This window comes from Coprococcus sp. AF102-57 (assembly GCF_027686195.1).
Taxonomy (GTDB): Bacteria; Bacillota; Clostridia; order Lachnospirales; family Lachnospiraceae; genus Allocoprococcus; species Allocoprococcus comes.
This window is the reverse complement of the sequence record NZ_JAQCSY010000033.1, coordinates 1-26,709: the sequence shown is the minus strand read 5'-3', so window position 1 is coordinate 26,709 and position 26,709 is coordinate 1. Positions and strand designations below refer to the sequence as shown.

Here is a 26,709-nt window from a genome sequence, read left to right as displayed (position 1 = left end):
CTGTGCTGCCATTACACCAATCCGCATCATCTGTATGTCCGCTCTGGTTCTCAACAGCGAACAAATTTATTATAGCAAATCTTTACGGAAATGCAAGCACTTTTTTACATTTTTTTAAAGAAAGTCATTTTGTATACTTTTCCTTCTTTTATCTGACATTTTTCTAACGAAACTCTTTTATCATCTGATCGTACTCCAGCCAGTCATATCCCTGCCTTTTGTACAGCTTCCAGGCTCTTTCATTTTCCTTCTCGACCTCCAGACGGAATCTTGTAACCCCTTCTTCTTTGTGGTCTTCCATATATCCGAAATACTCACTTCCAAGTCCTTTGGAGCGATACTCTTCCATTATATATAATTCTTCCAGCCAGTATACCATTCCGCCCGCCTCCTGTGAAAAGGTCTTGGCGATCAGTCCATATCCTGCGATCTCACCTTCCCATTCCAGGATAAAAAGCTCCGCATAGGTATCGCTCTTCATACACTCTTCAAATGTTTTTTCCAGATATGAATCCGGAACCGGATGATCCACTGCCGGCATCCGGTAAAAATCATGTGCCATTTTTATGTAAAATTCTTTATCTTCTGCTTTTATTTTTCTGATCATTTTCCAGTTCTCCTTTTATTATCCTCACGAAAAGAGGTCACTCCCTGTTTGCTTAGAAAGTGATCCCTTTTCCCATTCTTATACTCTGCATAATATCATGCACCGCTTTTATTTTCAATACCTCCTGCCCGGAGGCTGGGTTTTCCGGAAATCTTATGAAAATCGTACAAATGGATTCTCATATCTGGCAATATTCCCAAGTCTCTCTTCAATCCTCAGAAGCTGATTATATTTTGCCACCCTCTCCGATCTGCACGGTGCTCCGGTTTTGATCTGTCCCGTGTTAAATGCCACCGCAAGGTCTGCAATAAACGGATCTTCTGTCTCTCCTGACCGGTGGGATACAATTGCCTGATAACCAGCCTTCTGCGCCATCTGGATCGCATCGATGGCTTCCGTCAGAGTCCCGATCTGATTCACCTTGATCAGAATTGCATTGGCGATCTCCTTTAAAATGCCGGCGTTCAGCCGTTTCACATTCGTCACAAACAGGTCATCCCCGACAAGCTGCATATCCAGTCCCAGTCTCGTCGTCAGAAGCTCCCACCCTTCCCAGTCTTCTTCATCAAGCGGATCTTCAATAGAAATAATTGGAAATTCTCCTGCAAGCTCCTCATAGTAATCAATCATCTCTTCCGTCGATCGCGCCACACGATGTCCGTGCATCTTCGCCTCTCCCGGAAATACATACTCTTTTCTCTCTTTATCATACAGCTCACTCGCCGCAGCATCCAGTGCGATCACAATCTGCTCTTTCGGTTTATAACCTGCCTTTTCAATCGCACGCATGATCATGTGTAGTGCTTCTTTCGCATCCGGCAGATTGGGTGCAAATCCACCTTCATCCCCGACTGCGGTCGGATAATCGTACTTTTTCAGAATCGCCCGAAGCATCTTATAGATCTCGGCACACATCTGAAGTCCTTCTTCAAAGCAGACTGCTCCGACCGGCATGATCATAAATTCCTGGAGATCAATGGAATTATCCGCATGCCGTCCCCCATTTAGGATATTCATCATCGGAACCGGCATCTGCTTTGCATTTACACCGCCAAGATACTGATACAACGGAATCTCCAACGCATCTGCTGCTGCCCTTGCTGCTGCAAGAGACACTCCAAGCATTGCATTTGCTCCCAGATTGATCTTATTGTCTGTCCCGTCAAGCTCCAGAAGCATCCGGTCGAGCTTCGCCTGCTCCAGCACGTTCATTCCCAGAATTTCCCGGATGATTCGGTCGTTCACATGCTCCACGGCGCGTCTGACACCAAGTCCCTGATAGCGGTGTTTTCCGTCTCTTAACTCAATTGCTTCATATTTTCCTGTCGATGCCCCGGAAGGAACCATCGCCCTTCCTGTAAAATGACTCCCTGCAAGCACCTCTACTTCTACAGTCGGGTTTCCGCGCGAGTCCAGAATTTCCCGCGCAATAATATCTGTAACCGGTATATATTGGTCCATAATCCATCCTCCTTTTTGCCTTTTAGTATGTCCTTTCAGGCGCTGTATCATGCACGAAAATCCCCGTATTTTCGTATCATCGTATACATTGTGAAAATGCTCTAAAACGGTTGACTTCATACATTTTCGGCGTTACAATACCAACGGAAATCGGATGATATTTTTTCAGTATTTCATCCGTTTTCTAAAACTTTATGAATCAATCGGGGAATATAAAATGAGAGAAAAAATCGAAAATTTTATTGCAATGAGCGGAGCAACTCTGCTGATCGCAGTAGGAACTTATTTTTTTAAGTTTCCAAACAACTTCACATTTGGCGGAATCACCGGTCTTGCCGTACTGATTGCCAAAACCGGACTTATTTCTGCTGCCGACTTTTCATTCGTTGCCAACATGTCACTTCTGATTCTTGGCGCAGTGATCCTCGGTAAAAAATTCGTTGCAAAGACAGCCTACTGCAGTGTCCTGCTTTCTGTTGCGCTTTCTTTATTTGAACGAATCTTTCCAATGAACCAGCCATTTACCAATCAGCCTATGCTTGAGGTAATGTTTGCGATTGCACTCCCAGCACTCGGTTCTGCAATCCTCTTCAATATCGGATCTTCCAGTGGCGGTACAGATATTATTGCCATGATCCTGAAGAAATTTACAAGTGTTGACATCGGACGTGCACTGGTTTGCTCCGACATTGCGATCACCGTTGCAGGTTTCTTTATCTTCGACATAAAAACAGGACTTTATTCCTGTTTCGGACTGATCATCCGTTCCTTCCTTGTAGACAGCTTTATTGAAAGTCTGAACCTTTCCAAATATTTCAACGTTGTCTGCAGTAATCCGGAACCGATCTGCGATTACATCGTCCACTCACTCGGTCGAGGCGCCACAATCTGTGAAGCACACGGAGCCTTTACCGGTGAACAGAGATACATTATTTTTACAGCGCTGAACCGTCAGCAGGCAATCAAACTCCGTAACTTTATCAAGGAAAAGGATCCTTCTTCTTTTATTCTGATTTCCAACACCAGCGAGATTATCGGAAAAGGATTCCATAGCATTTAAAAGATTGTTATTTTTAAGACATTTTCCGTACTCTGTATGCTATGCACCTTACCATAGATATGCTATAATAATATAAGCAACCAGAATAAAGAGGAGTAATCATATGGAGACACAACTTAAACTGATTCCGGCTTCTGAGCATCCGACTGCACTGGAATCACAGTGGCTAAATGCGATTAGTCCGGCTGATTTTATCAATAATAATAAGAACTTTGATGTTCTGATGATGAAGTATCGCTGTGCGATCCGCGAGATCCAGACAAAGCTTGAAGTCCTGGATGATGAGTTTTCTGCAGTAAACAAACGCAATCCAATCTCATCTATCAAATCCCGTGTAAAAAGTCCTGCCAGCATCTATGAAAAGCTGCGCAGACGTGATCTGCCATTTACAGAGGATAGTATCGTCAAGAATTTGGACGATGTCGCCGGAATTCGGGTGATCTGCCCGTTTATCAGTGACATTTATACAATTGCCAACCTGCTCACTTCACAGGATGACATTACTGTTCTTAAGATCAAAGACTACATAAAAGCACCAAAGTCAAACGGTTATCGAAGCTATCATATGATCGTTGAGATTCCGGTTTTCTTTACAGAGGGAAAATTTCCAATGCGCGCCGAAATCCAGATCCGCACGATCGGAATGGATTTCTGGGCAAGTGTAGATCATCAGCTTCGTTACAAAAAAACAATCGGTGCTGACAAAGATATCGAGGCTATCGAAGCCGAACTTTTGAAATGTGCACAAACTGTAAGCGAGACTGACTGCCACATGGAAGAGATCAAAGACATGATCGGCGACTTTGAAAAAATCTAACCGGAGAAAATTAAATATTCAAAAAGAGGAAGGTGTTCCATTCATCCGGAACCCTTCCTCTTTTATTTGCACCTGCTTTATCCTCTCTTTGTAAAAAGGATATCGTGATTGATCTGCGTGTAAAATGCTTTCTGCATATCCTGTTCTTCTCTTCCCATCAGCCACATCAGCTTTGTGATCACTGCTTCCAGTGTCATATCATAGGCTTCGATCATATTGAAATCCTGCTTCACTTTTTTCCCGACTTCATAGACCGTCATATTACTTCCCTCATTGGCAACCTGTGTTGTCATCACGACAAATTTACCCTTACCTGACCATTTTTCCATCTCCTGATAGAATTCCTGAACAAGCGTCTGCGGAATACCACCTACGCCAAAGCTTTCAATTACCAGACAGTCATAGTGTTCAAACAGATAGGACAGAATATCCGGCTTCATTCCCGGGATCAGCTTTAATACATATACACTGTCTTTCATATCATAATAAAACTTAACTGCATGGCGGCACGGAATCTCCGGAATATACCGGACCAGGATACCATCCTGAATAACTGCAAGATACGGAAAATTAATACTCGAAAATGCATTATAACTCTTTGCATGCTCTTTCTTTGCACGTGTTCCGACAATTACCTTTCCGTCAAATACAAGGTTGACCCCCTGGGAATCATCATCCGCCGCATAAATAAAGCTGTCCAGCAGATTTGTCTTCGCATCTGTCACATCCATATTGATTGGCTTCTGCGCTCCTGTAACAACAATCGGCTTGGCTGAATTCTGTATCATATAAGAAAGTGCTGCCGCTGTATATGCAAGCGTATCCGTGCCGTGGCAGATTACAAACCCATCATAATATGCATAATTGTCTTCCACTGCTTTTACCATCATTTTCCAGTGTTCCGGTGTTACATTCGTGCTGTCAAGATTACACACCTGCTTTGTCTGAACCTCACATACATTTTTTACAGCCGGAATATAAGATAAAATATCCTCCGGTGTCAGTCCCGGTGCCAGTCCATCCTTTGTCTGACGGGATGCGATCGTCCCACCTGTACCTAACATCAAAATCTTCTTCATCTTTGATTGTCCTCTCTTCTACCTCATTATTATCCAAAATTTTTGTCAATCAGACTACAGTATTCTGCAAATGCTTCCGTCTCTGCAAATGCTTCCCGTAATGCTTCTCTGACGCCTTTATAATACCATCCGATCGTTGCTTTATCTTTCATTCGGAATCTGTTCCACAATTCCTCTCCACATACAGGATAATCCCGATCAATATCCCGCATATTCGACAGCTTGTCCGCAAGTCCGATCATCTGAACCTCAATTGGTGCTGTCTTAAGCCTTTCTATGGTTGCACTTTTTCTTTCCATCCAGGTCTTGGATTTATCTTCGCTTTCCTGTGATACAATTCCCGCAACTCTTGCTGAAAACATCTCTTTTAACACATTTGCATCCACACCCTCACAGTCCTCGATCGTATCATGCAGGATTGCTGCACTGATGATCTCCTCATCCTGTGTCATCGTGGATACTATCTTTCCTACTTCCATCGGATGTACAATATACGGTCTGTCGGTCCCCTTCCGATACTGACCTTCATGTACCTTGGTGGCAAAATCAATGGCTTTCTGTACCATGTTTTTCCTCCTTGCATCTGTATGACATTTTTTCAATATTTATCATAACACCAGCGTCTTTAAATCACAAGAAAATCAGTGTATAATATTGTCTGATTATGTAGAAAAAACAACTGTAAAGTAATTCTTATAAATAGCAAAAGGAGTTTTTATAAATGAACAGAAAACAGATTCTTGTCACCGGCGCTTCCCGTGGAATCGGAAAAGCCTGCGCTATCCACTTTGCAAAAGAGGGATGGCATGTATTTTTAAACTGCCGCAAATCCATCAGTGAATTGCAGGCTACTGCTGATTTTATCACAAAGGAAACCTCCGGTTCCTGCGAAATCCTCCCAGGAGATGTAGGTGTTCCATCCGAAGTCGGACGTATCTTTGACCAGATTGAAATGTCCGGCTCCGGTCTTGACGTACTCATCAACAATGCCGGAATCGCATGGATGGGACTTCTGACGGATATGAGCATTGAAGAATGGAACCGAATGATTTCCACTAACCTCTCTTCCGCATTTTACTGCTGCCGCGCAGCACTTCCTTACATGATCCATCAGAAAGCGGGACGTATCATCAATATTTCTTCGATGTGGGGAACTGTCGGTGCTTCTTGTGAAGTCGCTTATTCTGCCACCAAATCCGGTCTGAACGGTCTTACCCGCGCACTTGCAAAGGAACTTGCGCCAAGCAATATCCAGGTCAATGCGATCGCCTGTGGTGTCATCGATACCGTAATGAACGATCTTCTGGATGCGGAAGAAAAAGCTGCCCTCGCAGAAGAAATCCCTGCCGGACGTTTCGGGACACCAGAAGAAGTCGCGCTTCTCGCATGGCAGCTTGCAAATGCCCCTGCCTATCTTACCGGGCAGATACTGGGTATGGACGGAGGATATATCTAACTCCTACTCCCAGATCTTGTCCCACCTCGCGTAAAGTGTAATACTGGATGCCGGGTATCTTTCGGATTCCCGGTTTTCCAGAAGCTTTGTCTGCTCCGTATATTTCTCATTCAGCTCATCTTCAAGGGTCCCATACTGCTCCTGTTTTGCAAGCTCTGCCAGTTCTTTTTCCTGCACAACTCCAGCATCAGTCCACGCATACCATCCTTCAAATCGATATCCGTCTTTCACTGCCGTTGGCATACATCCTTCACTTAACCGAAGGCTCTGCCCATACACAGTATAGTCTGCCGCAAATTTTCTTTTGTTCTTTCCTTTATTCTGCCCGGCTTCAAGCTCTTCACCATTTCCCCTTGTCGCAAACAGCCTTCTTCCGCCTGCTGTTGCCGTACCGTAATTCTCGATCTCACCACCTGCAGCGTCATAATAAATAACCGTATAAGGTGCCCAGACATATGCCGTACCAAACTTTTCTGTCTCTGGCCCTGTCCCATTTCTGTCAAACCGGAATCCGTAATGGTATTCTTTTCCTTCATAAAAATAAGTGAAAAATCCTGGTATTCCTGCCGGGATCCCAACCTCCTGATTTACCGACTTGTGAAAATCAAACCGGATCAGCTCTGCTCCATCCGGTGTCTCCCCATCATCTGCGTAAACCGATATTCCTGCACTATTGCACGCCCAGACAATCACTCCACCAAACATCACCAGCAGCAAATACCGAACTATCATCGTCCAGATACTTCCAATCCGTTCCATACATGTCCCTCCTCATCCCAAAAGCTAAATTACCCATGTATATTTATATGCAGGCAGAATTTTATATATTCCCTCAAACAGAATCATCCACTATCCCTGAACGAAAAATTGTAAAAAAATAAACTGATCAGTTTCCATCGCACAAAAGTGAATCTGATCAGTTTATTTTTTTACAATTTGATGTCGCAGCTTATCGATCTCACCCCTACTTAAAATCCAGTTCCACCGGACAGTGGTCAGACCCAAATACATTTGTCAGAATCTTCGCATCTTCCAACCTGCTTTCCAGTGCTTTTGATGTACAGAAGTAATCGATACGCCAACCTGCATTCTTTTCTCTTGCCTTAAACCGGTAGGACCACCAGGAGTAAATTCCTTCTTTATCCGGATAGAAATAGCGGTAAGTATCAATGAATCCCGCATCCAGAAGTGCTGAGAATTTTGCTCGCTCTTCATCTGTAAATCCGGCATTCTTCCGGTTGGTCTTTGGATTCTTCAGATCAATTTCTTTGTGTGCCACATTCAAATCTCCACAGAAGATCACCGGTTTTGTCTCTTCCAGCTTCTTAAGATAAGCAAGAAACGCATCTTCCCAGGTCATACGGTAGTCAAGTCTTGCCAGTTCGCTCTGAGAGTTCGGTGTATACACGGTAATAAAATAAAAATCCTCAAATTCCAGTGTGATCACGCGCCCTTCCTGATCATGTTCTTCTATCCCAAGTCCGTAAGTAACTGATAACGGCTCTTTCTTTGTAAAAATTGCAGTCCCTGAGTATCCTTTTTTCACAGCCGAGTTCCAGTACTGGTGATATTCCGGCAGATCAAGTACAAGCTGCCCTTCCTGCATCTTTGTCTCCTGCAGACAGAAAATATCCGCATCTGCCTCTTTAAAAAAATCCATAAATCCTTTCTGCACACATGCACGGATTCCATTTACATTCCATGAAATAAACTTCATCTCTTCTCTTTCCTCCATTTCTTTGGTTTTTATTTTTCGCTGATCTTCTGTACCGCTTTTTTAAGCTCCGCTTCTGTATAAAAAACACGACCTAAAAACAGTCCCTTCGCCGGTGCCGGAAAACCAGATTTCTTCCGGTCTTTCGCTTTCAGAATCTCCGGTATCTCTTCCGCTTTTATTTTCCCGATTCCCACATCCAGAAGCGTTCCGGTAAGTATCCGGACCATATGATATAAAAATCCATCTCCGATCCACGATAACGTAAGTGTATCCTTTTCATACACGATCCCAACCGCATAAATCGTCCGTACCGTATCTTTGTCCTCTTTCAAATCCGTAAAGGCGGAAAAATCGTGGGTTCCCATCAGATACTCTGCTGCTTTTTCCATCGCAGCGATATCGACCGGATGTGGAAAATGAAACCGGTATTTCCGATGAAATACTTCCATCTTGTCACGCAGATCGATCTGATACTCATAGCATTTCCCGACCGCACTCTTTCTTGCATGAAAATCCCGTTTTTCTCTGCTGATATCCAACACTCTGATATCTTCCGGGAGAAGTGCATTTAACTGCTTCTTAAAACTGTCCATATCAATTTCTTGTTCCAGATACAGACTGCACTCCTGCCCTAACGCATGTACACCACTATCCGTTCTTCCTGAACCACTGACCACCATCTTTTTCCCTACAATTTCTGAAATCCGCCGTTCCAGAATTCCCTGTACAGTAAGTTCCGTATTCTCCTGTCTCTGCCATCCACGATACGCCGTTCCATCATAGGCAACTGTTATCCGGTAAGTATTCATCCTTTTATAAAAGGGGCGAAAACTTTATAAGTCCTCGTCCCTGTCACCTTTCTGTTATCTGTTTTTCCGGTAAATGATCAGAAGTCCTTTCAGGAGCAGATCGTCATCCAGTATGACCTCTCTCTTGCAGTACGGAACAATCTTCTTGGAAAGTCCTCCTGTTGCGATTGCAGTCATCGGCTGTCCAATCGCTTCCTCAATCCGGTCAATAATTCCATCGATTGCCGCTGCACTGGAATAGAGAACACCACTCTTCATACATTCAATCGTATTCTTTCCGACAATCCGCTTCGGTGCTTCCAGACCGATTCCCTGAAGCTGGGATGCATTTTCCGTCAGGGCGTTCAGTGAAATATTCACTCCCGGATAGATCATGCCTCCGATATAATTTTTCTTTTCATCGATCACACTGACTGTTGTCGCCGTTCCCAGATCGAAAATCATCATCGGTGCTTTGTATTCTGCAATTCCGGCAACTGCATTTGCCACCAGATCACTTCCGAGCTGTGCCGGATTATCCATCAGGATATTGAGTCCGTTCTTCACGCCAGGTCCGATGACCAGTGTCTCTTTTTTCAGAATCTTTTCTGCCGCCTCTTTTACGACATATGTAATCTGCGGAACTACCGAGCTGATGATCGCTCCTTCCAGCTTCTCCGGCTTGATTCCATGAATATCCAAAACCATCTTGATATCAATCGCATATTCCAGTTCCATCTTTGTCTTGATCGTGGAAAGTCTTTCGATAAAATAGGTTTTGTTGTCATCCACACATCCAAGTACAATATTTGTATTTCCTATATCAATCGCAAGTATCATTTTTTACACTCCTAATCTTTCCTGTACCCCTTTTTTCATCAGTGTTTTCCCAAGTACCAGCGTGATCACCGCCGCTACGATTGCCTCCGGAATCCCATTGATTCCGATAATGCTCAGAATAAATCCATATACCGCCTTTACGGTAATACCATTGGCTGCCGCATAATCATTTCTGAAAAATACAAAAATAAGATTCATGACAAGAAGCGTATTGGTCAGTGCTCCGGAAAGTCCTGCCGCAATCAGTCCAACAGAGGATACTCCATTGTTCTTTGAAAGCTTCTTAACCAGACGGTAAATATAAAACGGTACTACACCGATCAAAATACGTGGCACAAAACAGATGATCAGACTTCCGATCCCTCCACTGTATTCACCCAAACTGTAAAATGGGGTAAATACGAATGATGTCAATGTCGGATTTATCGTATTATTGATAAAACTTGTAAGACCAAACACGCCTCCAAGCGCTGCGCCCTTCTTCGGTCCAAGCATCAGAGATCCCATGATCACCGGGATATGGATGATCGTTGCCCTTGTAAATCCCAATGGGATATATCCGATAAACGGGGTGAATGCCAGCACTACAATAAGTGCTGCAAAGATTGCCATCTGTACGAGTCCTTTTGTTTTGGACATGGATGTAGTACGTTCATTGCCTTGATTCATTTTTCTTTTCCTCCTGTTACTATTCTCTTTACGAGATACAATACATTTTGGCTTTTTTATTTATTCATACACTCCAGAATCTTGTCCAGAATACAAGCTGCTGTCTCTTCCTTGCTGATCATTGGAAGTGCAGTCTCATCTTCCTTCGTGATCAGCGTCATCTGATTTGTATCGCCCTGAAATCCTGCTCCGGCAACTTTAAGATTATTTGCCGCGATCATATCCAGCTTCTTCTTTTCAAGCTTCTTTCTGGAATTTTCAACCATATTCTCGGTTTCCATCGAAAATCCACACAGGAACTGTCCGTCTTTTCTGTGCTCTCCGAGATATTTCAGAATATCGTCTGTCTTTTCCAGTTCCAGACTCATCTCACTGTCCGATTTTTTCACCTTTTCATCCGCAATATGCTTTGGCCGGTAATCTGCAACCGCTGCTGCTTTACACACAATGTCTGCATCTGCTGCCTCTTCCTTTACCGCCTCGAACATTTCCTTTGCAGTCGTGACCGGAACAATCTTCACAAACATCGGCTTTTTGATCTCTGTCGGTCCGGTGACAAGCGTAACATCCGCTCCTCTTGCCACAGCAACGCGTGCAAGAGCATATCCCATCTTACCGGATGAGTGATTCGTAATATAGCGCACCGGGTCGATTGCTTCTCTTGTAGGTCCTGCTGTGACAAGAATTTTCTTTCCGGTCAGATCTTTCTCATAAGCAGTATCCCGGTAAATATATTCATACAAAGTCTCCGCTTCCGGCATCTTCCCGGCTCCGTTATCTCCGCATGCCAGATGTCCACTTGCCGGCTGAATCACTTCATATCCATAATGCTCCAGAAGTTTTAAATTATCCTGTACGACCGGATTCTCATACATTCTTGTATTCATCGCCGGTGCAAGGATCTTCTTACATTCGGCACATGCCATCACAGTCGTAGTCAGCATATCATCTGCAATCCCGTGTGCCAGCTTGCCGATCACATTTGCCGTGGCAGGTGCGATCATCACAATATCTGCCCATTTTGCCAGTGTCACATGCTCCACGCTGTACTCAAAATTGCGGTCAAATGTATCAATCAGGCACTTATGCTGTGTCAGCGTCTCAAATACCAGCGGATTGATAAAATTCGTTGCATTCTGTGTCATCACAACTTTCACATCGTATCCTGTCTTTACCAGCATACTTGCCAGTGTTGCAATCTTGTACGCCGCGATACCGCCGGTCACGCAGAGCAATACTGTCTTTTTCCGTTCCATTTGTCTTTCCCCTTTTATTCTAATATTTTCTTCAGTTCATCCATGAAGGTATTCACGTCTTTAAATTCCCTGTATACCGATGCAAAACGTACATAAGCAACCGGATCCAGCTTTTTCAGACTTTCCATAACAATCTCACCGATCTGGCTGCTCGGAATTTCTTTCTCTTCCCGGCTGAAAATCGCTGTCTCGATCGAGTCGATCGTTGCCTGAATATCTGCTGCCGCTACCGGACGTTTATAGCACGCCCGGAGTACTCCGCCTTCCAGCTTAGTACGGTCATACTGCTCGCGGTTGTTGTCCTTCTTGATCACGATCAGCGGTATGGTCTCCACCTTCTCATAGGTTGTAAAACGCTTGTTGCACGCATCACAGGATCTTCTCCTTCTGATCGTCGTTCCGTCATCTGCCGGTCTTGAGTCGATGACTCTTGTATCAATGTTACCACAATATGGGCACTTCATCTTTTTTCCTCCTGTTTGGTTCTTGATTGATTCTACTGCAGAATCACGCACATTTTTAATGTCTATAGTATAAATCCTGTATACAGGGTTGTCAACAAATTCACACTTTATCAAAAAGCTATATAAGCCGGCTTTCCACCAGCTTCCATGCCTGTGCGATCAGTGCTGCATGGTCACAGGCGATCCGGTCCGATTCTTTTACCTTATAATAAGTCTCTCTTACCAGTCCACTTCTTTCCTTTTTTTCAACGATCGCCGAAATTGTAAGCTCTGCTTCTTTATTTTCCAATGCCAGTCGATAAATGGTTCTCTTCCAATCTCCATCCTCCTTCACCGATTCTGTCTGACAATGAAGCTGCATCCACTTTGCATCCGCCGCATCGTCACCAGCCTGCACCTTTACCTGCCCTTCATCCACAACCGAAAGATATGCCGATGTAATAATCCGTGCCCTCGGATCACGGGTCACATTCCCATAGACTGCAAACTGCTCCATCGGAAGATCCGCCACGCCGGTCTCTTCGATCAGTTCTCTTCTTGCCGTATCTTCCAGATTCTCATGAAGTTCAATAAACCCACCCGGCAGCGCCCACCAGCCAATGCTCGGATGATTCCGCCTTTTCACCATCAGAACTTTCCATTCTCCGTCCACTACCTTTCTTTTGCAGGAGAATATAACTGCATCGGTTGTCACACAAGGATTCTTATATTTATAAGGATCATACTCTTCCAGAAATTCTTCCAGCGTCTGTCCCTTTTCATTTTCGTTTCCGTTTCCCCGGAATGGCTCGATTTCTTTAAAAAATGCTGTCATTTTTCTTCTCTCCTTTGTCTTTTTACTTGTTCTCATTTATTTCACTGAGCAGTCTGTACTCTTCTTCCTCTTTTACTATTCTTATTTACACGGCTTCAGACATTTGTCCTCTTTAATTTCCACAAGAATAATATCCTCTCCAATCCTGCGGATACACTCAAACGGAATAATATACTCCGCATCATATCCAAGAAATCCACAGATTCTTCCCGGTCCCGGTACGATCAATGCTTCCACACACCCTGAACAGATATTGATCTGCAGATCTGCAACAAACCCGAGCCGCTTGCAGTCACATATGTTGATGACCTCACGTTCTTTTAATCCGCAAAATCGAATCCGTTCCTCTTTCATACTGCACCATCCATCGGACTTCTTATTATATTATATGAACATCTCCCCTTGTTGTCAGCATGTTTTCTAAAAATCCCCGTCCTTGTGCCATTTAGCTTCTGCCCACCAGTAATTCCTTTTTATACTGTGCATTTTTGCCAACTAATGATTGCAATTTCCATAAAAAAATACTATAATTTTTATATATTTTTTATCGCTGTTGTCTGCGTTATATGTTTTTCATACGCAGACAATTCAAATTCTGAGAAACAGAGGGATGTAATATGAAGAAAAAAGTTGTTGTTGCATTAGGACACCGCGCACTCGGAACCACACTTCCGGAGCAGAAGGTTGCCGTTAAAAAAACTGCAGTTTCCATTGCAGATCTTGTTGAAGAAGGATACCAGGTAGTAATCACACACAGTAATGGACCTCAGGTTGGTATGATCCATACTGCTATGAACGAATTCAGCACCAATCATCCGGATTATACCGCTTCTCCGATGTCAGTCTGCTCTGCTATGTCGCAGGGTTACATCGGATACGACCTGCAGAATGCGATTCGCGAAGAACTGATCGGACGCGGCATCTATCGCAGCGTATGCACCGTTATCACACAGGTAACTGTTGATCCATATGACGAAGCATTCTATACACCAACCAAGATTGTCGGACGTATCATGAACGCAGAAGACGCTGCCGCTGAACGTAAAAAGGGCAATTATGTAGTAGAAGTTCCTGGTCAGGGCTTCCGCCGTGTCGTTGCTTCTCCAAACCCGGTTGATATCGTAGAAGTTGATGCCATCCGCACCCTTACCGATGCAGGACATATCGTAATCGCCTGCGGTGGTGGCGGAATCCCGGTACTCCAGCAGAACAATCACCTCAAAGGTGCCAGCGGAGTCATCGAAAAAGACCTTACTGCCGGCAAGCTTGCTGAACAGATTGATGCTGATGAACTCATCATCCTGACCAGTGTGGAAAAGGTATGCTTAAACCACGGAAAAGAAGATGAAGAAGAACTCGATACTATCTCCGTAGAACAGGCTAAACAGTACATGGATGAAGGACACTTCGGAATCTACAACATGCTTCCTAAATTCCAGGCATCCGTAGGATTCATAGAAAAGAAAGAGGGAAGAAGTGCTCTGATTACTTCTTTTGATACTCTGAAAGATGCTCTGAAGGGTAAAACCGGAACTGTTATTGAATAAATGTACAAAAGGGACGACATAAAGGACTCCGTTTTCTGTGGGTAGAAATGGTGAAGAGTCCGTAAAGAAAAAATGCACCAGTAATTTGGATACCGGGCTGATTCGCGGAATAATCCTGATGATTATTCCACTCAGCAGCCCTCTGGATTTCGTGCTTGTAGCACGAAACCAGATCCGAATTACTGGTGCATTTTTTCTAACGGACTCTAGCACCGTTTCTAATTACAGAAAACGGAGTCCTTTATGTCTATGTCTTGATAACTTTTAATTTCAGAAACATTCACACAAGCACTTTATTCCTACTATCTACTATTCCATTCACTCGCCCCACCCCATACCGGGGGCAGCCTCCAGACGTCCCCCCCCCGTGGAATACAGCAAGGCAGGGACAAGTAGATTCTGTTTTTTTATGTTAGAAAGCGGCGATTAGGGTCCGTTGTAAAAAGGCAGCCGGTAATTTGGATCTGGTTTCGTGTTTCATACACGAAATCCAGAGGACTGCTGAGCCGAATAATCATCAAGATTATTCAGCGAATCAGTCCGGTATCCAAAATTACCGGCTACCTTTTTACCTACGGACTCTTCGCCGCTTTCTCCTCATAAAAAAACAGAATCTACTTGTTCCGGCCTGTATGTCATCCACCAAACGCTTACCCCTGAACCTGTAACAGCTTCGCTTTCAGTTCAGCTTCGATGCGCTGCATTTCCACCTCTGCCTGCTGACGTTTCTGGCGGCCTTCCTGTTGGATCTGCATGACTTCATCGAAGGTTGCGATCAGCGATTCATTGGTTGCTTTTAAGGTTTCAATATCTACGATTCCACGCTCGGATTCTTTGGCAGTCTCTACAGTAGCAATCTTCAGCTTTTCTGCGTTCTTGCGCAGGAGTTCATTGGTCATATCGTTGACCTCTCTCTGGGCTGCGGCTGCCTGTGCGGAATGTTCTACACCAAGGGCGAGTACCATCTGGCTTTTCCAGAGTGGAATCGTATTGACGAGTGTAGACTGGATTTTTTCTGCCATCATTGTGTCGTTTCCCTGTACCAGACGGATCTGTGGTGCGGTCTGCATGGCGATTGTCTTGGTCAGTTCCAGATCATGCAGCTTTTTCTCAAAACGTTCGCATCTGGAATCCAGATCTTTTGCTGCCTGTGCATCCTCGGCAAGTCCACTTGCCATCGCTTTATTCTTCAGTTCCTGTAGCTCGCCGTTTCTTGTCTCGGCAAGCTTCTGCTTTCCGGCAAGCACATACATGGCCAATTCTTTATAATATGTCAGGTTCACTTCATACATCTTATCCAGAAGCGCAATGTCTTTCATAAGCTGCACTTCGTGAGATTCCAGTGCTTTGACAATATTATTTACATTGGTTTCTGCTTTTGCATATTTGGCTTTCATTGCCTGGATCTTGTTTCCGCCTTTTTTGAAGATTCCGAGGAATCCTTTTTCCTCTTCCTCATCAAATCCTTTCAGTTCTGTCACCACATCACTTAACAGTGTGCCAACCTCTCCAAGATCTTTTGTTTTTACATTTTCCAGTGCTTTTTCTGAAAAATCTGCGATCTTCTTCTGGGTTCCGGCTCCGTACTGAAGAATCATGTTCGAATTGGCGAGATCAATTTTTTCTGCAAATGCACTGACCATATTCTTTTCTTCCGGTGTCAGGACGATCTCCGGTGTTTCCGGTTCTGCCTCCTGATAAATCTGCGGAGTCTCTTTTTTTTCTTCCTGGAACGGATCCAGCGTCAGCTCCGGTGTTACATTAAATTCTTCAAAATCGTTCATACTCTTCTTCCTCCTGCGACTTTATTTTTTCATTCCGTCCTCTTTCAGACCTTCCTGTGCAAGCATGGTATTCAATACGGAAATATCCGATGAGACATCCCACATGGTATCCTGAAACAGGTCATCCAAAAGCTTCTCAAACGCCGTATTTAAAGTATCGAGCGTTGCCTCAATCTCACGTTTTGCAGTCTGGATATTTTCTCCATCAACCGGCTGTCTGTCAAGCTGTTCATATGCTTCCAGAAGCTTGATCGTCGTCGGAAGATAATATTCCATCAGCTTACGGATATCCGAAACTGACTGTGGATTTTCTTCCACCCGGTCGAAGATCCGGTCTACCAGCATCTCCATCCGGCTGATCTTTGCGGAAATCTCTTCTCCCGGAATGGCTTCATTACACTCGTGGATCTTTCTGATAAAAGCATCCCCCTGGTCAATGATCTTCTGCACCTCCGGTGCCAGCTTTTCATTCTTTGCTTCTTTTTCTTTTGTATTTTCCTGTGTCTTCTCTTCTTTCTTTACCGGCTCTTCCGCTTTCGACTGCTGTCTGCGGGTTTCGATCTGTAAATATTCTTCGTAAGCACGGTTTGACAGGATCAGGCATTTCTTCTCACCATCCATGTGCCCCTGACGGAACCAGCCTTTAGAAATCATTCTTTCCAGATCCTTTGTCACAAATTTTATGGATTTTCCGGAATTGCTTCCGATCTCCGAAATATTGCAATACTCTCTGCCTGCAATCCTGCGGCTGTAGTTCTTGAATCTTCCAACCTGTTTCAGAAGCTTAATGCCCCATCCTGTGATCATGCCACTTGCTGCCGTAAACAGTCCAAATACCGCACGCATGATCCATAAAGCCCCCGGACTTTCCGGCAAAGAAGCAATACAAGATGCAAGGAACAGAATCAGAAATATAAGTGCCATGCTTCCGCCTGCTGCGATCATGACAATTCCGCCTGCCTTTGTTCCCGTCGTCGATCCATACAAAACAGGTGACTGCTGTGCATTGCTGTATCCATACCGGCTGCTGCCCTGTGATTCCGCCTTATAGTCCTGCATATCCGGATTCCATGCTCTTCCATTTCCATCCGTTCCGCTCCACCTGTAAGTTCCAAACGGAGGTACCCCTCCTCCAGGCGTTCTTCCCCATCTGTCAGCCCCGCCCATCTGTCCATATCTTCCACGCGGTCCTCTCGGACCTCTTCCCATATTTCTCGTTGCCTGATCAAACGCATTTCCAAAAGAACGCATGCCCTGTTCCGCGCCATTTACCGCACCGTTCACTGCCCGGTTGATCGTATCTGTGATCGTCTGGTTCAGCTTCCGGTAATCCTGCGAGTCTACAGCATCCTGCACGGTTCGTCTGATCTCTTCTCCAAATCTTTCCCAATCCTGCATTTTCAGCTTCTCCTTTATTTTGAAAACTTGATCCTGTCATCAATTCCGTGCGAAAGAACATAATCAAAAACGGTCTTTGGCACCAGATCATCCCACTTTTCATCTGCCAGGATCCTCTGCCGGATCTGGGAACCTGATACCCCTTTTTCCTCTTTAGTCCTTCTCCAGAGAACTTCCACCGGAATTCCAAGCTTCTCAAAACGCTTCTCATTGTTCGCAGTCCATTCATCACAGATACTCATAAAGCAGACCGCACCCTCCGGCAGATACTGCCCCAGATATTCCACTCTGTCAATCGGAAATGGGATGATCTCAAACTCTTCTCTCGGCACTCCGAAACTGAGCAACGTATCACGAAGCATCTCATAACGCTCAATATAAGTCAGAGGATTAGCGCTCCGTCTTACCCGGTAATTGTCTTCCTCACCCCCTGATACGTGCAGATCATCCGACATAGTGATTCCTATATAAAGCCTTTTGCAGCGCATCTTTGCCGCCAGAATATATTCCACATGTTTGAGATGCAGAATCTGAAATCTTCCATATACCAGCCCTTTTTCTATCATTTATACATCCCTTGCTTTCTGTAATTTTATCTTTTCAATGATGTTGAGGTCAAAAGATATTTTAACCCTTTTGATACCAGATTGCTACGTGCTTTGCACTCTCGCAATCCTTTTCAATTAGTCTATCTGTATTCTACTACAGAACGGTCGTTCTTAGCAAGAAATACCTCTGTATACGACAAAAAGATGACTTTCGTCACCTTTTTGTCTTTTTCTTCTATTCAACAATTTTATAATATTCTTTTGCTGTTATCACAAATACGATCACATAAAAGACGGCAAAGATTCCCACTGTACCGGCAGTGCATCCGAAGAACAGCTTTGTATTTTTCAGATAAAATATGGCTAAAAGCTTTGTGATCACCGGAAATGCAACTGCAATATGGATGATTGCCATCGCAAGCGGCAGGAAGAATACCATCAGGATCTGGCTGCGTATCGAACTTTTGACCTCGCGTTTGCTCATTCCTACCTTCTGCATGATCTGATAGCGTTCTCTGTCATCAAAGCCTTCGGAAATCTGTTTGTAATAAATGATCAGCACCGTTGCCATCAGGAACAGGCTTCCAAGATACATTCCAATAAAAAACACACCGCCATACAGACCAAAGAAAGTCTCTTTTTCAAGATATCTTCCCTGTACGCCAGTATGTTCAAATTCACTTTCTGCCTGTGCTTTCAGCTCTTTGACAGCTTTCAGCTTCTGATCTTCGCTGCCCCTTAAATTGAATGACTCCCTCCATTTTACCGGTTTGTCCTCTGCCTCGAGCTGGTATTTTTCCAGATAATCTTTCATAAACTCTTTTTCATCACTGACGATCATATAATATACATTTTCTGTATTAGAATCACTCTTCTTTCCAAAAGGTGCAGTATCCAGTTCCTTCTTGACCATCCATGTTTCCTCATCAATCCTGATCTTATCCTTTCCGTAATTTTCCCCATTTGTAAAAAGAATAGCTTCCTTATCCCCAAGCTCCATCCTTTCGCCTGTCAGCTGATTATAATCTGCCAACCTAATCACATCAAAAAACACTATATCAGATGACGAATTATCCTTTATCATAGCAGAAGTATATTCTTCTCCGTTTTTTATCTTAACAAGCTCTGCCATATGCCAGCTCTTCTCATCTGTGATCTCTACCTGATTATCCCGGCAGATCTTTTCCACCATGTCATGCAGCTTCTTATTTTCCACATCATCAGATACCGAATTTGTGATATACACTTCCTGCGGATACCTTGTTCTTAAGACATCCTCCTTTCCAATGTACAAAGATACGGTAGACGAAATGATCACCAGAACCATAGTACTGAGTACACAGATATTTGACAGCCCGACTGCATTCTGCTTCATTCGGTAAAGCATGCCGGATACGGATGTAAAATGCTTTGTTTTATAATAGAAATTTTTGTTTTTCCGAAGCAGCTTTAAAAAAGCAATACTTCCTGCTGTAAAAAGCGCATAGGTTCCGATAATGACACAGATTACTGCGACAAAGAAAAGTTGAAGCGCCTTAAGTGGTTCTTTTGTCGTAATCGCAATGTAATAACCGATTCCAAGGAAAATGATTCCAGCCATAGTCAGGAACCATTTGGTTTTTGGCTCGCGCTCGCCCTGACTTCCCGCATGCAGAAGATCGATTGGATTGGCAAGCCGGATCTGCAAAAGATTATAGATCAGAGTCAATGCAAAGATCAGTGTGAAAAAGAGAACGGTATTTCCGGCAATCTCCCATGACATCCGAAATGCCAGTTTATCGTCATAATGAATCATTCTTTTCAAAAGTGCATACATCAGCTTTGCAAGCGCAGTTCCGAAAAAGATTCCACCCAGGATACTGACCGCACCGGTTACAACCGTCTCGATCACCAGCATTTTCGCAAGCTGCGGTTTCCCCATTCCGAGAATATGATACACTCCGATTTCTCTTTTCCTTCTTTTGATCAGAAAACTGTTGGTGTAAAACAGAAAGATCAGTGCAAATGTTTCTATTACATGAACACTCAGACTTAAAATAATCTGTAATGCTTCCTGGTTCATTGGCGAATTTGCCGCCAGATTCGCCATCATATAATACATCATCACCGTTAAAATGGCAGTCAGTACATAGGGAATATATGTCTTCCGGTTATTTTTCAGATTGGAAATGGCAAGCTTTGTATAAATCGATCTATTCACGGTGCTCACCTCCTGTAGTGAGAACCGTCAAGGTGTCGGTGATCTTCTGGTACATCTCGTCACTGGTCAGATTGCCACGGTAAAGCTGATGAAAAACTTCCCCATCCTTGATGAAGAGGACTCTCTTTGCCGTGCTCGCTGCTTTGACACTGTGCGTTACCATGACAATCGTCTGCCCGTTATCGTTGATCGCATTAAAGAGTCCCAGAAGCTCATCCGTCGATCTGGAATCCAGCGCACCGCTCGGTTCATCGGCAAGGATCAGCTGCGGTTGTGTGATTAGAGCACGTGCAACGGCTGCTCTCTGCTTCTGTCCACCGGATACTTCATATGGATATTTGTTCAGAAGCTTACTGATTCCCAACTGCTCTGCGATCGGCGCGATCCGACTCTCCATTTCCGTGTATTTCTTTCCAGACAAAACCAGCGGAAGGAAAATATTATCCTTCAGGGTTAGTGTATCCAAAAGGTTGAAATCCTGAAAGACGAATCCAAGATTCTGCCGCCGGAATGCTGCCATCTCTTTTTCTCGGATCTTGCTGAGATCATTCCCTTTTAAGTAAACCTTTCCACCAGTCGGCTTATCAAGTGCAGCCAGGATATTCAGAAGTGTAGTTTTGCCACTTCCGCTTTCTCCCATAATTGCTACATATTCGCCTGCTTCTACGGAAAAGCTGACGTTATGCAGCGCCTCTACCTGATTTCCTCCGAAACGGGTTGTGTATATCTTTTTTACGTTCTTTACGTCAAGTAATGCCATGGTTTTTATGACCTGCCCTTCTTTTTTATTTGATAAAGTCATTATAAAAAAGTAAGGGATTTCCTTCCATCGAAGTAAATGACAATTTGTGTGGGGTTTCTTACATTTTTGTAAGGATCGGGTTGGAAAAGACTCATTTTGGTGAAAGAGACGCCGCCAGAAAAAATAAATATTCCAAATTCCTTTGTGCAAACCATTCCGATGAACCACTTAGGACGGGAATCATGTTCGGCAATGGCCTCCATGATTCCTGTGTTTCATCTCCATTGCACAAACATGGAATTTTCCATATTTATTTTTTCTGGCGGCTGTTTTGTTCAAATGGATAAACTTTTTGCAACTGATAGATCCTTACCCAAAAGTAAATCATAGTTCTGTTCCGTTGTTGGAAGTTTTTTCGTTTTTGTACCGATAGACTCCATTACTCTATTCGTCTGGATTCACGGTCAAAGTTTAGATATACTTTTGTTCCTTTTTCTGGTTTTGATTCAATCCAGATAGTATGATGGAGACGATCTATGATTGTCTTACAGAGATATAATCCTATTCCAGTGGATTTTTTATTCGCTCTTCCATTGTAGCCGGTAAAGCCTTTTTCGAAGATTCTTGGGAGGTCCTCTTCTGCAATGCCGATTCCGTTATCGGAGATCACCAGAGTTTTTTCTTCTATGTAGATTGATATTTCTCCGCCTCTTGCGTATTTAACTGCATTGGAGAGAATTTGTTCGATGACGAAAGTCAGCCACTTTTCATCGGTCAGGATCTTCTGATCCTGGATTTCAAGGTGAAGTCTTGTTCTGGTCATGATGAACATCTGGGAATATTTGCGGACTGCCTGGCGGACGATTTCTTCCAGGCTGCAGATCCGGAAGGCGTAATCGGAGGTTGCGGAACCCATTCTGAGATAGGTGAGTACCATATCCACATATTGTTCAATCCGGAACACCTCCATTTTCATGCTTCGGGTAAGTTCCTGTGCTTTCGGGCTTTCCTGTACTTCTTCCAGTTCTTCCCCGCTCTGGATCAGGACACCGAGTGCTGCAATTGGAGTCTTGATCTGATGAACCCACATGCTGTAATAATCAGACAGCTCCTGTTTTTCAATCTGCACAGAGGATTCCAGCTCTTTTTTCTCTTCGTAAAGCTGCCGGATCAATTCCTGGTACATTTCGCTTTCCCGGCTTTCTGCCTCCGGAAATCCTCCTGCCTCTGTCCGGATTTTTCCCTGATTTTCTTCCAGTATTCTTTGTCTTTTTTCATATCGTATGAAAACAAGTGTAAACCAGATCACATTCCATAAAATCACCAGAAGGAACGCATATCCTGCAATCCACACCGGAATTTCATAGATCCAGAAGATGACTGCAAAGAGAATGCCCGAAACAAGAACCGCTATTCTCTCCGGTCTTTTTTCTTTCCAAAATGCCCTTAAAATCTCTGTCATACCAGCATGTACCCGATTCCTTTCTTTGTCCGGATCACATCATGCATTCCGGCTTCCTCCAGCTTTTTCCGAAGTCTCGCCACATTTACTGTAAGTGTATTATCATCGATGAATTCGTCACTTTCCCAGAGTCTGGTCATGATCGCATCTCTGGTCACAAATTTTCCTGCGCTCTCAAAAAACATCTGACAGATCTTGAACTCATTCTTGGTGAGTTCAATCTTCTGCCCGGCTATTGTAAGTGATGCATCTCCCAGATTCAGCAGCATTTCTCCATGCTCAATGATATTTGCCGTTCCCTGAAGTGCATATGCTCTTCTAAGCACCGCCTGCACCTTTGCTGTCACTACATTCAGATCAAACGGCTTCTCGATAAACTCATCTCCGCCCATGTTCATTGCCATCACGATATTCATGTTGTCATTCATCGATGACAGAAAGATGATCGGCACATTGGACAGCTTTCGGATCTCCTGGCACCAGTAGAATCCATTGTAAAACGGAAGCCCAATATCCAGGATCACAAGCTGTGGATCTGTCTTTTTAAATTCTTCCATTACATTTTTGAAATCACGTACACATACTGTCTTATAATTCCATTTTTTCAAATGCGATGCCAGCCGCTCTGCGATCGTGTTATCGTCTTCAACAATCAGTATTTTATACATTTATTCCTGACTCCTAAACTCTCTTCTGGAAGTTTCCGTACACCTTAACCCCTTCATCTACCGTAGTAAATGCTTCCGGATCTAGTAAATACACCATGTTCAGGATATCTTCTACTTCAAATTTATTCACGATCGTCACCAGAACATAATTGTCTTCACTCGTAAATGCACCTTCACCATTCCACTGCGTAACACCACGTCCGGTTTCTTTCATGATTGCCTCTGCGATTCCCTTCTTCTTCGTGAAAATCAGCATTCTCACATTGATGTTCTGAAAATGCATCCTGTCCAGAGTTACCGTGTAGAAGAACAGGTAGACGACCGAATAAATCACCGTTGAGATATCAAAAACTAAAAGATAAATGGCATACAGTATCAGATTGAAGATGGTTCCCAGTTTTCCAACGGACATTCCCGCATATTTTTTCGCCATCCAGATACCGATAACCTCGATTCCACCACCACTTCCTTTTGCCGTCAGCATGATTCCGATTCCGGCTCCGGTTACAACACCACCGATGATGATTCCAATGACCGGATCAGCGATCACTGCTGTTGCCGGAGTTGGTACGATTGAAGTAAATAAACTGATTCCTACCGTTCCAAGGATTGTATTTATAAAAAATGTCTTTCCGATTTTAAACCATGCAATAAATAAAATCGGAATGTTGAGCATTAAATAAATGATACCATACAGGTTCAGACCTGCAATTTCCTTAATCCCGATCTGTCCTGCTCCATAACTTAACAGCTGTGCAAGACCGACTGCTCCCCCGCTGTATAAATTCATAGGGATAATAAATACATTCAGACCAACTGCGTAGATCAGACAGCCCACTATGATCCAGACAACCTGCATTCCCCTCTTCTGTGGCAAAAAATTGTTCATACTCTTTCTTTCCTCCTAGCTTCCATTTTGATACCAGATATTTCATAACTTTTCCATACAGTATATCATGCCGGCATCTGAATTTGTAGACTAAAGTACAAATCGGCTTATAATTTTCTGTTATATATTTTAATCATTTTTCAAATAACAAAAGATGCCGCTCTGTTATCTTTTCTGATAACTTTGCAGCATCTTCTTACCTCATAAAATTATTTCTTCAAATACTCAGAAAGAACTTTTACAATAAATTTATGGTCATCTTCATGATATAAATTAGAAACAGTATAACCATGTGTAAATGCTTCATCCTGTGCTCCCTTTGCCATTTCCGAAAAAGCATTATCAATATCCGGTATCACAAGTCCAAGTGTCCTTGTGCTTGCTTCTTTTAATCCCTTCGCCAATCCTTGATTTTTGTTTTGTCAATATTCTAATCAGCCTACACTTACTTTTACTCCGCCTTCACAGCCCAGCGCATCTTCGTAGATCTTGCACGCCCATTCTGTGCACACTCTTCTGCCGAAGGCCGGACTACATCTTTGGCATATTCGGAATAAACTCCCTCGCGATATCCTGCTTTTAAAGCTTTCTTCACCAGTTTGTCTTCTCCTGAATGGAACGTCAGGATCGCTACTCTTCCCCCCGGTTTCAAAGCGCCCGGCAGTTTTTCCATAAATTCATAGAGTACTTCAAATTCATGATTCACGTCAATTCGAAGTGCCTGGAAAGTCCGCTGACAGGTCTTCCTGATGATATCTTTTTTCTCCTTATTTTCCGGAAGGAAAGACAAGGTCTGTTCGATCACCTGACGCAGCTTTGTCGTAGTATCAATCCGGTGTCCTTTCCGGATTTCTTCGGTGATTGCCTTTGCCAGTTCTTCACAGTACGGCTCATCCGAATTTTCATATAACATCCCGGCAAGTTCTTCTCTTGAAATTGTATCCAGTCTCTCGGCTGCACTGATCCCTTTTTCCTGATTCAGGCGAAGATCCAGAGGTCCGTCCACTTTAAAAGAAAATCCTCTCTTCGGGTTGTCAATCTGCATGGAAGACACACCCAGATCTGCCAGAATAAAGTCAAAGCCCCCAACTTCCTTTGCAATCTCATCAATAGTACAGAAATTCTGAAGGCGGATCGTTAAAATATCCTCTCCAAATCCTTGTTCTTTCAGACGTTTCTTTGTCTTTGCAGATTCTTCTGGATCTACATCTGTCGCATAGATGTGCCCTTTGCCTTCCAAACATTGCAGCATTGCTTTTGTATGTCCGCCATAACCAAGTGTTGCATCAAATCCCACCTCTCCCGGCTGGATTTTCAGAAAATCCAGAATTTCCTGCACCATGATTGAAATGTGCATTCCGGCAGGTGTATTTCCTTTCTGAATGACATGTGCAATGGTATCCTGATATTTTTCCGGCTGTAATTCTTTGTATTTTTCTTCAAATTTTCGTGGATATTTTCCTTTATACCTTGCACGGCGCTTGTGGACGCCCTGCTCAGTGTTCTTTTCCTGTTCTGACATAAGTTGTCTCCTTACTTGTTGATTTATTTTTGGCTTTTCGAATATCTATTCATTGACTTCTTTGGAACTTTCCCACTATCCAGTCAATACTGCCCACTTCATCCATTGACTCAATTCCAACTTTCAATTTTCTCAATCATCCATTATAAAAAAATCCGCTATACGAAGCATCTGTCGCTACTGCAAATTCTGCAATAGCAACTCCTCTCCAGTATAGCGGATTTTTTATAGAATTTCTATCTTTTCGCAATTTTTATCTCTTTTTATAGAGAACTAATTCCGGATTTTCTCCTTCGGCTTCATAGGTACAGATCAGAATAATTTCCTTCATCAACTGTTTCTTGAATGTTTCAAATTCCCCATGATCACCAAGTATAATGGTCTCATAAATTAAGACACTTTTTCGGACATTTTTTAATGAATCTGATATACTAAAATCAGTATGAAAGAGAGGATTCATCAGTATGTCCAGACAAAGAAGAAACTTTAGTGCCAAATTTAAATCAGACCTAGTAATCGAGCTGCTTAAGGGCGAGAAAGATCTCAACACCCTTGCAACCGAGAATAATATCCAACCAAATCTGCTCCGCAATTGGAAGAAAGAATTTCTTAACAATGCTACCGCCGTGTTTGATGACAAGCGTGAGGAAAACCTCAAGGATAAGCTTGCCGAAGAACGCAAGGAAAAAGCAGAGTATGCAAAAAAGGTTGGTCAGTTAACTATGCAGGTTGAGTGGCTCAAAAAAAATCTGAAGAAATTTGTGGACCTGACTACGAGAGTAAGTTTAGTCCAAAACCTTTTGACGACTAAAGAAATCCCAGCAAGTCGAATGGCAGTGTATTAAAATTAGGTGGATGTAATTGAAGAAAAAATATGATATCATGTGAGTAACAAACTGTTAAGGAAACAATCGGAGTTGG

Annotated in this window: 28 protein-coding genes; 5 read left to right on the top strand and 23 right to left on the bottom strand. The window is 43.4% G+C overall.

The genetic code is table 11. From position 1 onward, the window contains the following. Positions 1-163: 163 nt before the first annotated feature. A complete protein-coding gene (locus PGZ10_RS15595) occupies positions 164-607 on the bottom strand; it encodes a GNAT family N-acetyltransferase (protein ID WP_270541787.1) in 444 nt (147 codons plus the stop codon). A gap of 153 nt (positions 608-760) precedes the next feature. Continuing rightward, positions 761-2,068, bottom strand: coding sequence for a phosphopyruvate hydratase (eno, locus tag PGZ10_RS15590; RefSeq protein ID WP_270541785.1), 1,308 nt, complete (start codon positions 2,066-2,068; stop codon positions 761-763). Positions 2,069-2,285: 217 nt separating this feature from the next. On the opposite strand from eno, the gene PGZ10_RS15585 reads away from it, so the two are divergent. Then, positions 2,286-3,128, top strand: a complete 843-nt coding sequence (locus PGZ10_RS15585) for a YitT family protein (RefSeq protein WP_270541784.1) — start codon at positions 2,286-2,288, stop codon at positions 3,126-3,128. 103 nt (positions 3,129-3,231) lie between these two features. Next, positions 3,232-3,945 carry a GTP pyrophosphokinase gene (locus tag PGZ10_RS15580; RefSeq protein ID WP_242854826.1) on the top strand — a complete coding sequence of 238 codons (714 nt, stop codon included), beginning with the start codon at positions 3,232-3,234 and terminating at the stop codon, positions 3,943-3,945. 77 nt (positions 3,946-4,022) lie between these two features. Here PGZ10_RS15580 and PGZ10_RS15575 read toward each other — a convergent pair whose 3' ends face one another. Together PGZ10_RS15575 and PGZ10_RS15570 are read right to left on the bottom strand one after the other, a co-directional pair. Continuing rightward, positions 4,023-5,024 carry an asparaginase gene (locus PGZ10_RS15575; protein WP_022220814.1) on the bottom strand — a complete coding sequence of 334 codons (1,002 nt, stop codon included), beginning with the start codon at positions 5,022-5,024 and terminating at the stop codon, positions 4,023-4,025. Between the two features lie 29 nt (positions 5,025-5,053). Continuing rightward, on the bottom strand, positions 5,054-5,590 hold the full coding sequence (locus PGZ10_RS15570) for an HD domain-containing protein (protein WP_008371469.1): 537 nt from the start codon (positions 5,588-5,590) through the stop codon (positions 5,054-5,056). A gap of 155 nt (positions 5,591-5,745) precedes the next feature. Between PGZ10_RS15570 and ymfI the strand changes: the two genes are divergently transcribed. Then, complete coding sequence (ymfI, locus tag PGZ10_RS15565) at positions 5,746-6,480, top strand: elongation factor P 5-aminopentanone reductase (protein ID WP_008371467.1); 735 nt, start codon at positions 5,746-5,748, stop codon at positions 6,478-6,480. A 3-nt stretch (positions 6,481-6,483) separates the two neighbouring features. On the opposite strand, the gene PGZ10_RS15560 is transcribed toward ymfI, so the two are convergent. From PGZ10_RS15560 to PGZ10_RS15520, 9 genes are all read right to left on the bottom strand, one after another. After that, the gene (locus PGZ10_RS15560) at positions 6,484-7,239 is read right to left on the bottom strand and encodes a hypothetical protein (protein WP_270541783.1); all 756 of its coding nucleotides are present in this window, start codon (positions 7,237-7,239) and stop codon (positions 6,484-6,486) included. A gap of 205 nt (positions 7,240-7,444) precedes the next feature. Then, positions 7,445-8,197 (bottom strand): exodeoxyribonuclease III, encoded by a 753-nt coding sequence (locus PGZ10_RS15555; RefSeq protein ID WP_022220816.1) that lies wholly within the window; start codon positions 8,195-8,197, stop codon positions 7,445-7,447. 29 nt (positions 8,198-8,226) lie between these two features. Continuing rightward, the gene (truA, locus tag PGZ10_RS15550; protein WP_117557148.1) at positions 8,227-9,006 is read right to left on the bottom strand and encodes a tRNA pseudouridine(38-40) synthase TruA; all 780 of its coding nucleotides are present in this window, start codon (positions 9,004-9,006) and stop codon (positions 8,227-8,229) included. A 54-nt stretch (positions 9,007-9,060) separates the two neighbouring features. Next, positions 9,061-9,825: a type III pantothenate kinase gene (locus tag PGZ10_RS15545; protein ID WP_008371460.1), complete on the bottom strand. Its 765-nt coding sequence runs from the start codon at positions 9,823-9,825 to the stop codon at positions 9,061-9,063. Between the two features lie 3 nt (positions 9,826-9,828). Then, positions 9,829-10,494: an ECF transporter S component gene (locus PGZ10_RS15540; RefSeq protein WP_270541782.1), complete on the bottom strand. Its 666-nt coding sequence runs from the start codon at positions 10,492-10,494 to the stop codon at positions 9,829-9,831. A 56-nt stretch (positions 10,495-10,550) separates the two neighbouring features. Next, complete coding sequence (gene coaBC, locus PGZ10_RS15535; protein WP_008371456.1) at positions 10,551-11,750, bottom strand: bifunctional phosphopantothenoylcysteine decarboxylase/phosphopantothenate--cysteine ligase CoaBC; 1,200 nt, start codon at positions 11,748-11,750, stop codon at positions 10,551-10,553. Positions 11,751-11,764: 14 nt separating this feature from the next. Beyond that, positions 11,765-12,214: a transcriptional regulator NrdR gene (gene nrdR, locus PGZ10_RS15530; RefSeq protein WP_022220817.1), complete on the bottom strand. Its 450-nt coding sequence runs from the start codon at positions 12,212-12,214 to the stop codon at positions 11,765-11,767. A gap of 118 nt (positions 12,215-12,332) precedes the next feature. Further along, positions 12,333-13,028 carry an NUDIX hydrolase gene (locus tag PGZ10_RS15525; protein ID WP_270541781.1) on the bottom strand — a complete coding sequence of 232 codons (696 nt, stop codon included), beginning with the start codon at positions 13,026-13,028 and terminating at the stop codon, positions 12,333-12,335. Positions 13,029-13,109: 81 nt separating this feature from the next. Then, positions 13,110-13,367: a PRC-barrel domain-containing protein gene (locus PGZ10_RS15520; RefSeq protein ID WP_055156107.1), complete on the bottom strand. Its 258-nt coding sequence runs from the start codon at positions 13,365-13,367 to the stop codon at positions 13,110-13,112. Between the two features lie 278 nt (positions 13,368-13,645). Here PGZ10_RS15520 and arcC point away from each other — a divergent pair, with 278 nt between their 5' ends. After that, entirely contained in the window at positions 13,646-14,575 is a 930-nt protein-coding gene (arcC, locus tag PGZ10_RS15515; protein ID WP_022220819.1) for a carbamate kinase, read from the top strand. 650 nt (positions 14,576-15,225) lie between these two features. On the opposite strand, the gene PGZ10_RS15510 is transcribed toward arcC, so the two are convergent. The 10 genes from PGZ10_RS15510 to rsmH all read right to left on the bottom strand — a co-directional run bounded on the left by PGZ10_RS15510 (position 15,226) and on the right by rsmH (position 25,788). Continuing rightward, positions 15,226-16,359 (bottom strand): toxic anion resistance protein, encoded by a 1,134-nt coding sequence (locus tag PGZ10_RS15510; RefSeq protein WP_055262143.1) that lies wholly within the window; start codon positions 16,357-16,359, stop codon positions 15,226-15,228. Positions 16,360-16,380: 21 nt separating this feature from the next. Next, complete coding sequence (locus tag PGZ10_RS15505) at positions 16,381-17,757, bottom strand: 5-bromo-4-chloroindolyl phosphate hydrolysis family protein (protein ID WP_270541779.1); 1,377 nt, start codon at positions 17,755-17,757, stop codon at positions 16,381-16,383. A gap of 14 nt (positions 17,758-17,771) precedes the next feature. Further along, positions 17,772-18,323 (bottom strand): hypothetical protein, encoded by a 552-nt coding sequence (locus PGZ10_RS15500; RefSeq protein WP_055156041.1) that lies wholly within the window; start codon positions 18,321-18,323, stop codon positions 17,772-17,774. A gap of 217 nt (positions 18,324-18,540) precedes the next feature. After that, positions 18,541-20,505, bottom strand: a complete 1,965-nt coding sequence (locus tag PGZ10_RS15495) for an ABC transporter permease (RefSeq protein ID WP_117557152.1) — start codon at positions 20,503-20,505, stop codon at positions 18,541-18,543. Beyond that, positions 20,498-21,265 (bottom strand): ABC transporter ATP-binding protein, encoded by a 768-nt coding sequence (locus PGZ10_RS15490; RefSeq protein ID WP_118199698.1) that lies wholly within the window; start codon positions 21,263-21,265, stop codon positions 20,498-20,500. Before PGZ10_RS15490 ends, PGZ10_RS15495 begins: the two co-directional genes overlap by 8 nt. 421 nt (positions 21,266-21,686) lie before the next feature. Then, positions 21,687-22,709: a sensor histidine kinase gene (locus PGZ10_RS15485; protein WP_270541778.1), complete on the bottom strand. Its 1,023-nt coding sequence runs from the start codon at positions 22,707-22,709 to the stop codon at positions 21,687-21,689. Continuing rightward, positions 22,706-23,377: a response regulator transcription factor gene (locus PGZ10_RS15480; RefSeq protein ID WP_008371417.1), complete on the bottom strand. Its 672-nt coding sequence runs from the start codon at positions 23,375-23,377 to the stop codon at positions 22,706-22,708. The genes PGZ10_RS15485 and PGZ10_RS15480 overlap by 4 nt, the downstream gene beginning before the upstream one ends. A 13-nt stretch (positions 23,378-23,390) precedes the next feature. Beyond that, entirely contained in the window at positions 23,391-24,266 is an 876-nt protein-coding gene (locus tag PGZ10_RS15475) for a YitT family protein (protein WP_270541777.1), read from the bottom strand. Positions 24,267-24,475: 209 nt separating this feature from the next. Then, positions 24,476-24,670: a LacI family transcriptional regulator gene (locus PGZ10_RS15470; RefSeq protein ID WP_008371413.1), complete on the bottom strand. Its 195-nt coding sequence runs from the start codon at positions 24,668-24,670 to the stop codon at positions 24,476-24,478. A gap of 47 nt (positions 24,671-24,717) precedes the next feature. Further along, entirely contained in the window at positions 24,718-25,788 is a 1,071-nt protein-coding gene (rsmH, locus tag PGZ10_RS15465) for a 16S rRNA (cytosine(1402)-N(4))-methyltransferase RsmH (protein ID WP_270541776.1), read from the bottom strand. 464 nt (positions 25,789-26,252) lie between these two features. On the opposite strand from rsmH, the gene PGZ10_RS15460 reads away from it, so the two are divergent. Then, positions 26,253-26,633, top strand: a complete 381-nt coding sequence (locus PGZ10_RS15460) for a transposase (protein WP_008371407.1) — start codon at positions 26,253-26,255, stop codon at positions 26,631-26,633. The last annotated feature ends 76 nt before the right edge of the window (positions 26,634-26,709 follow it).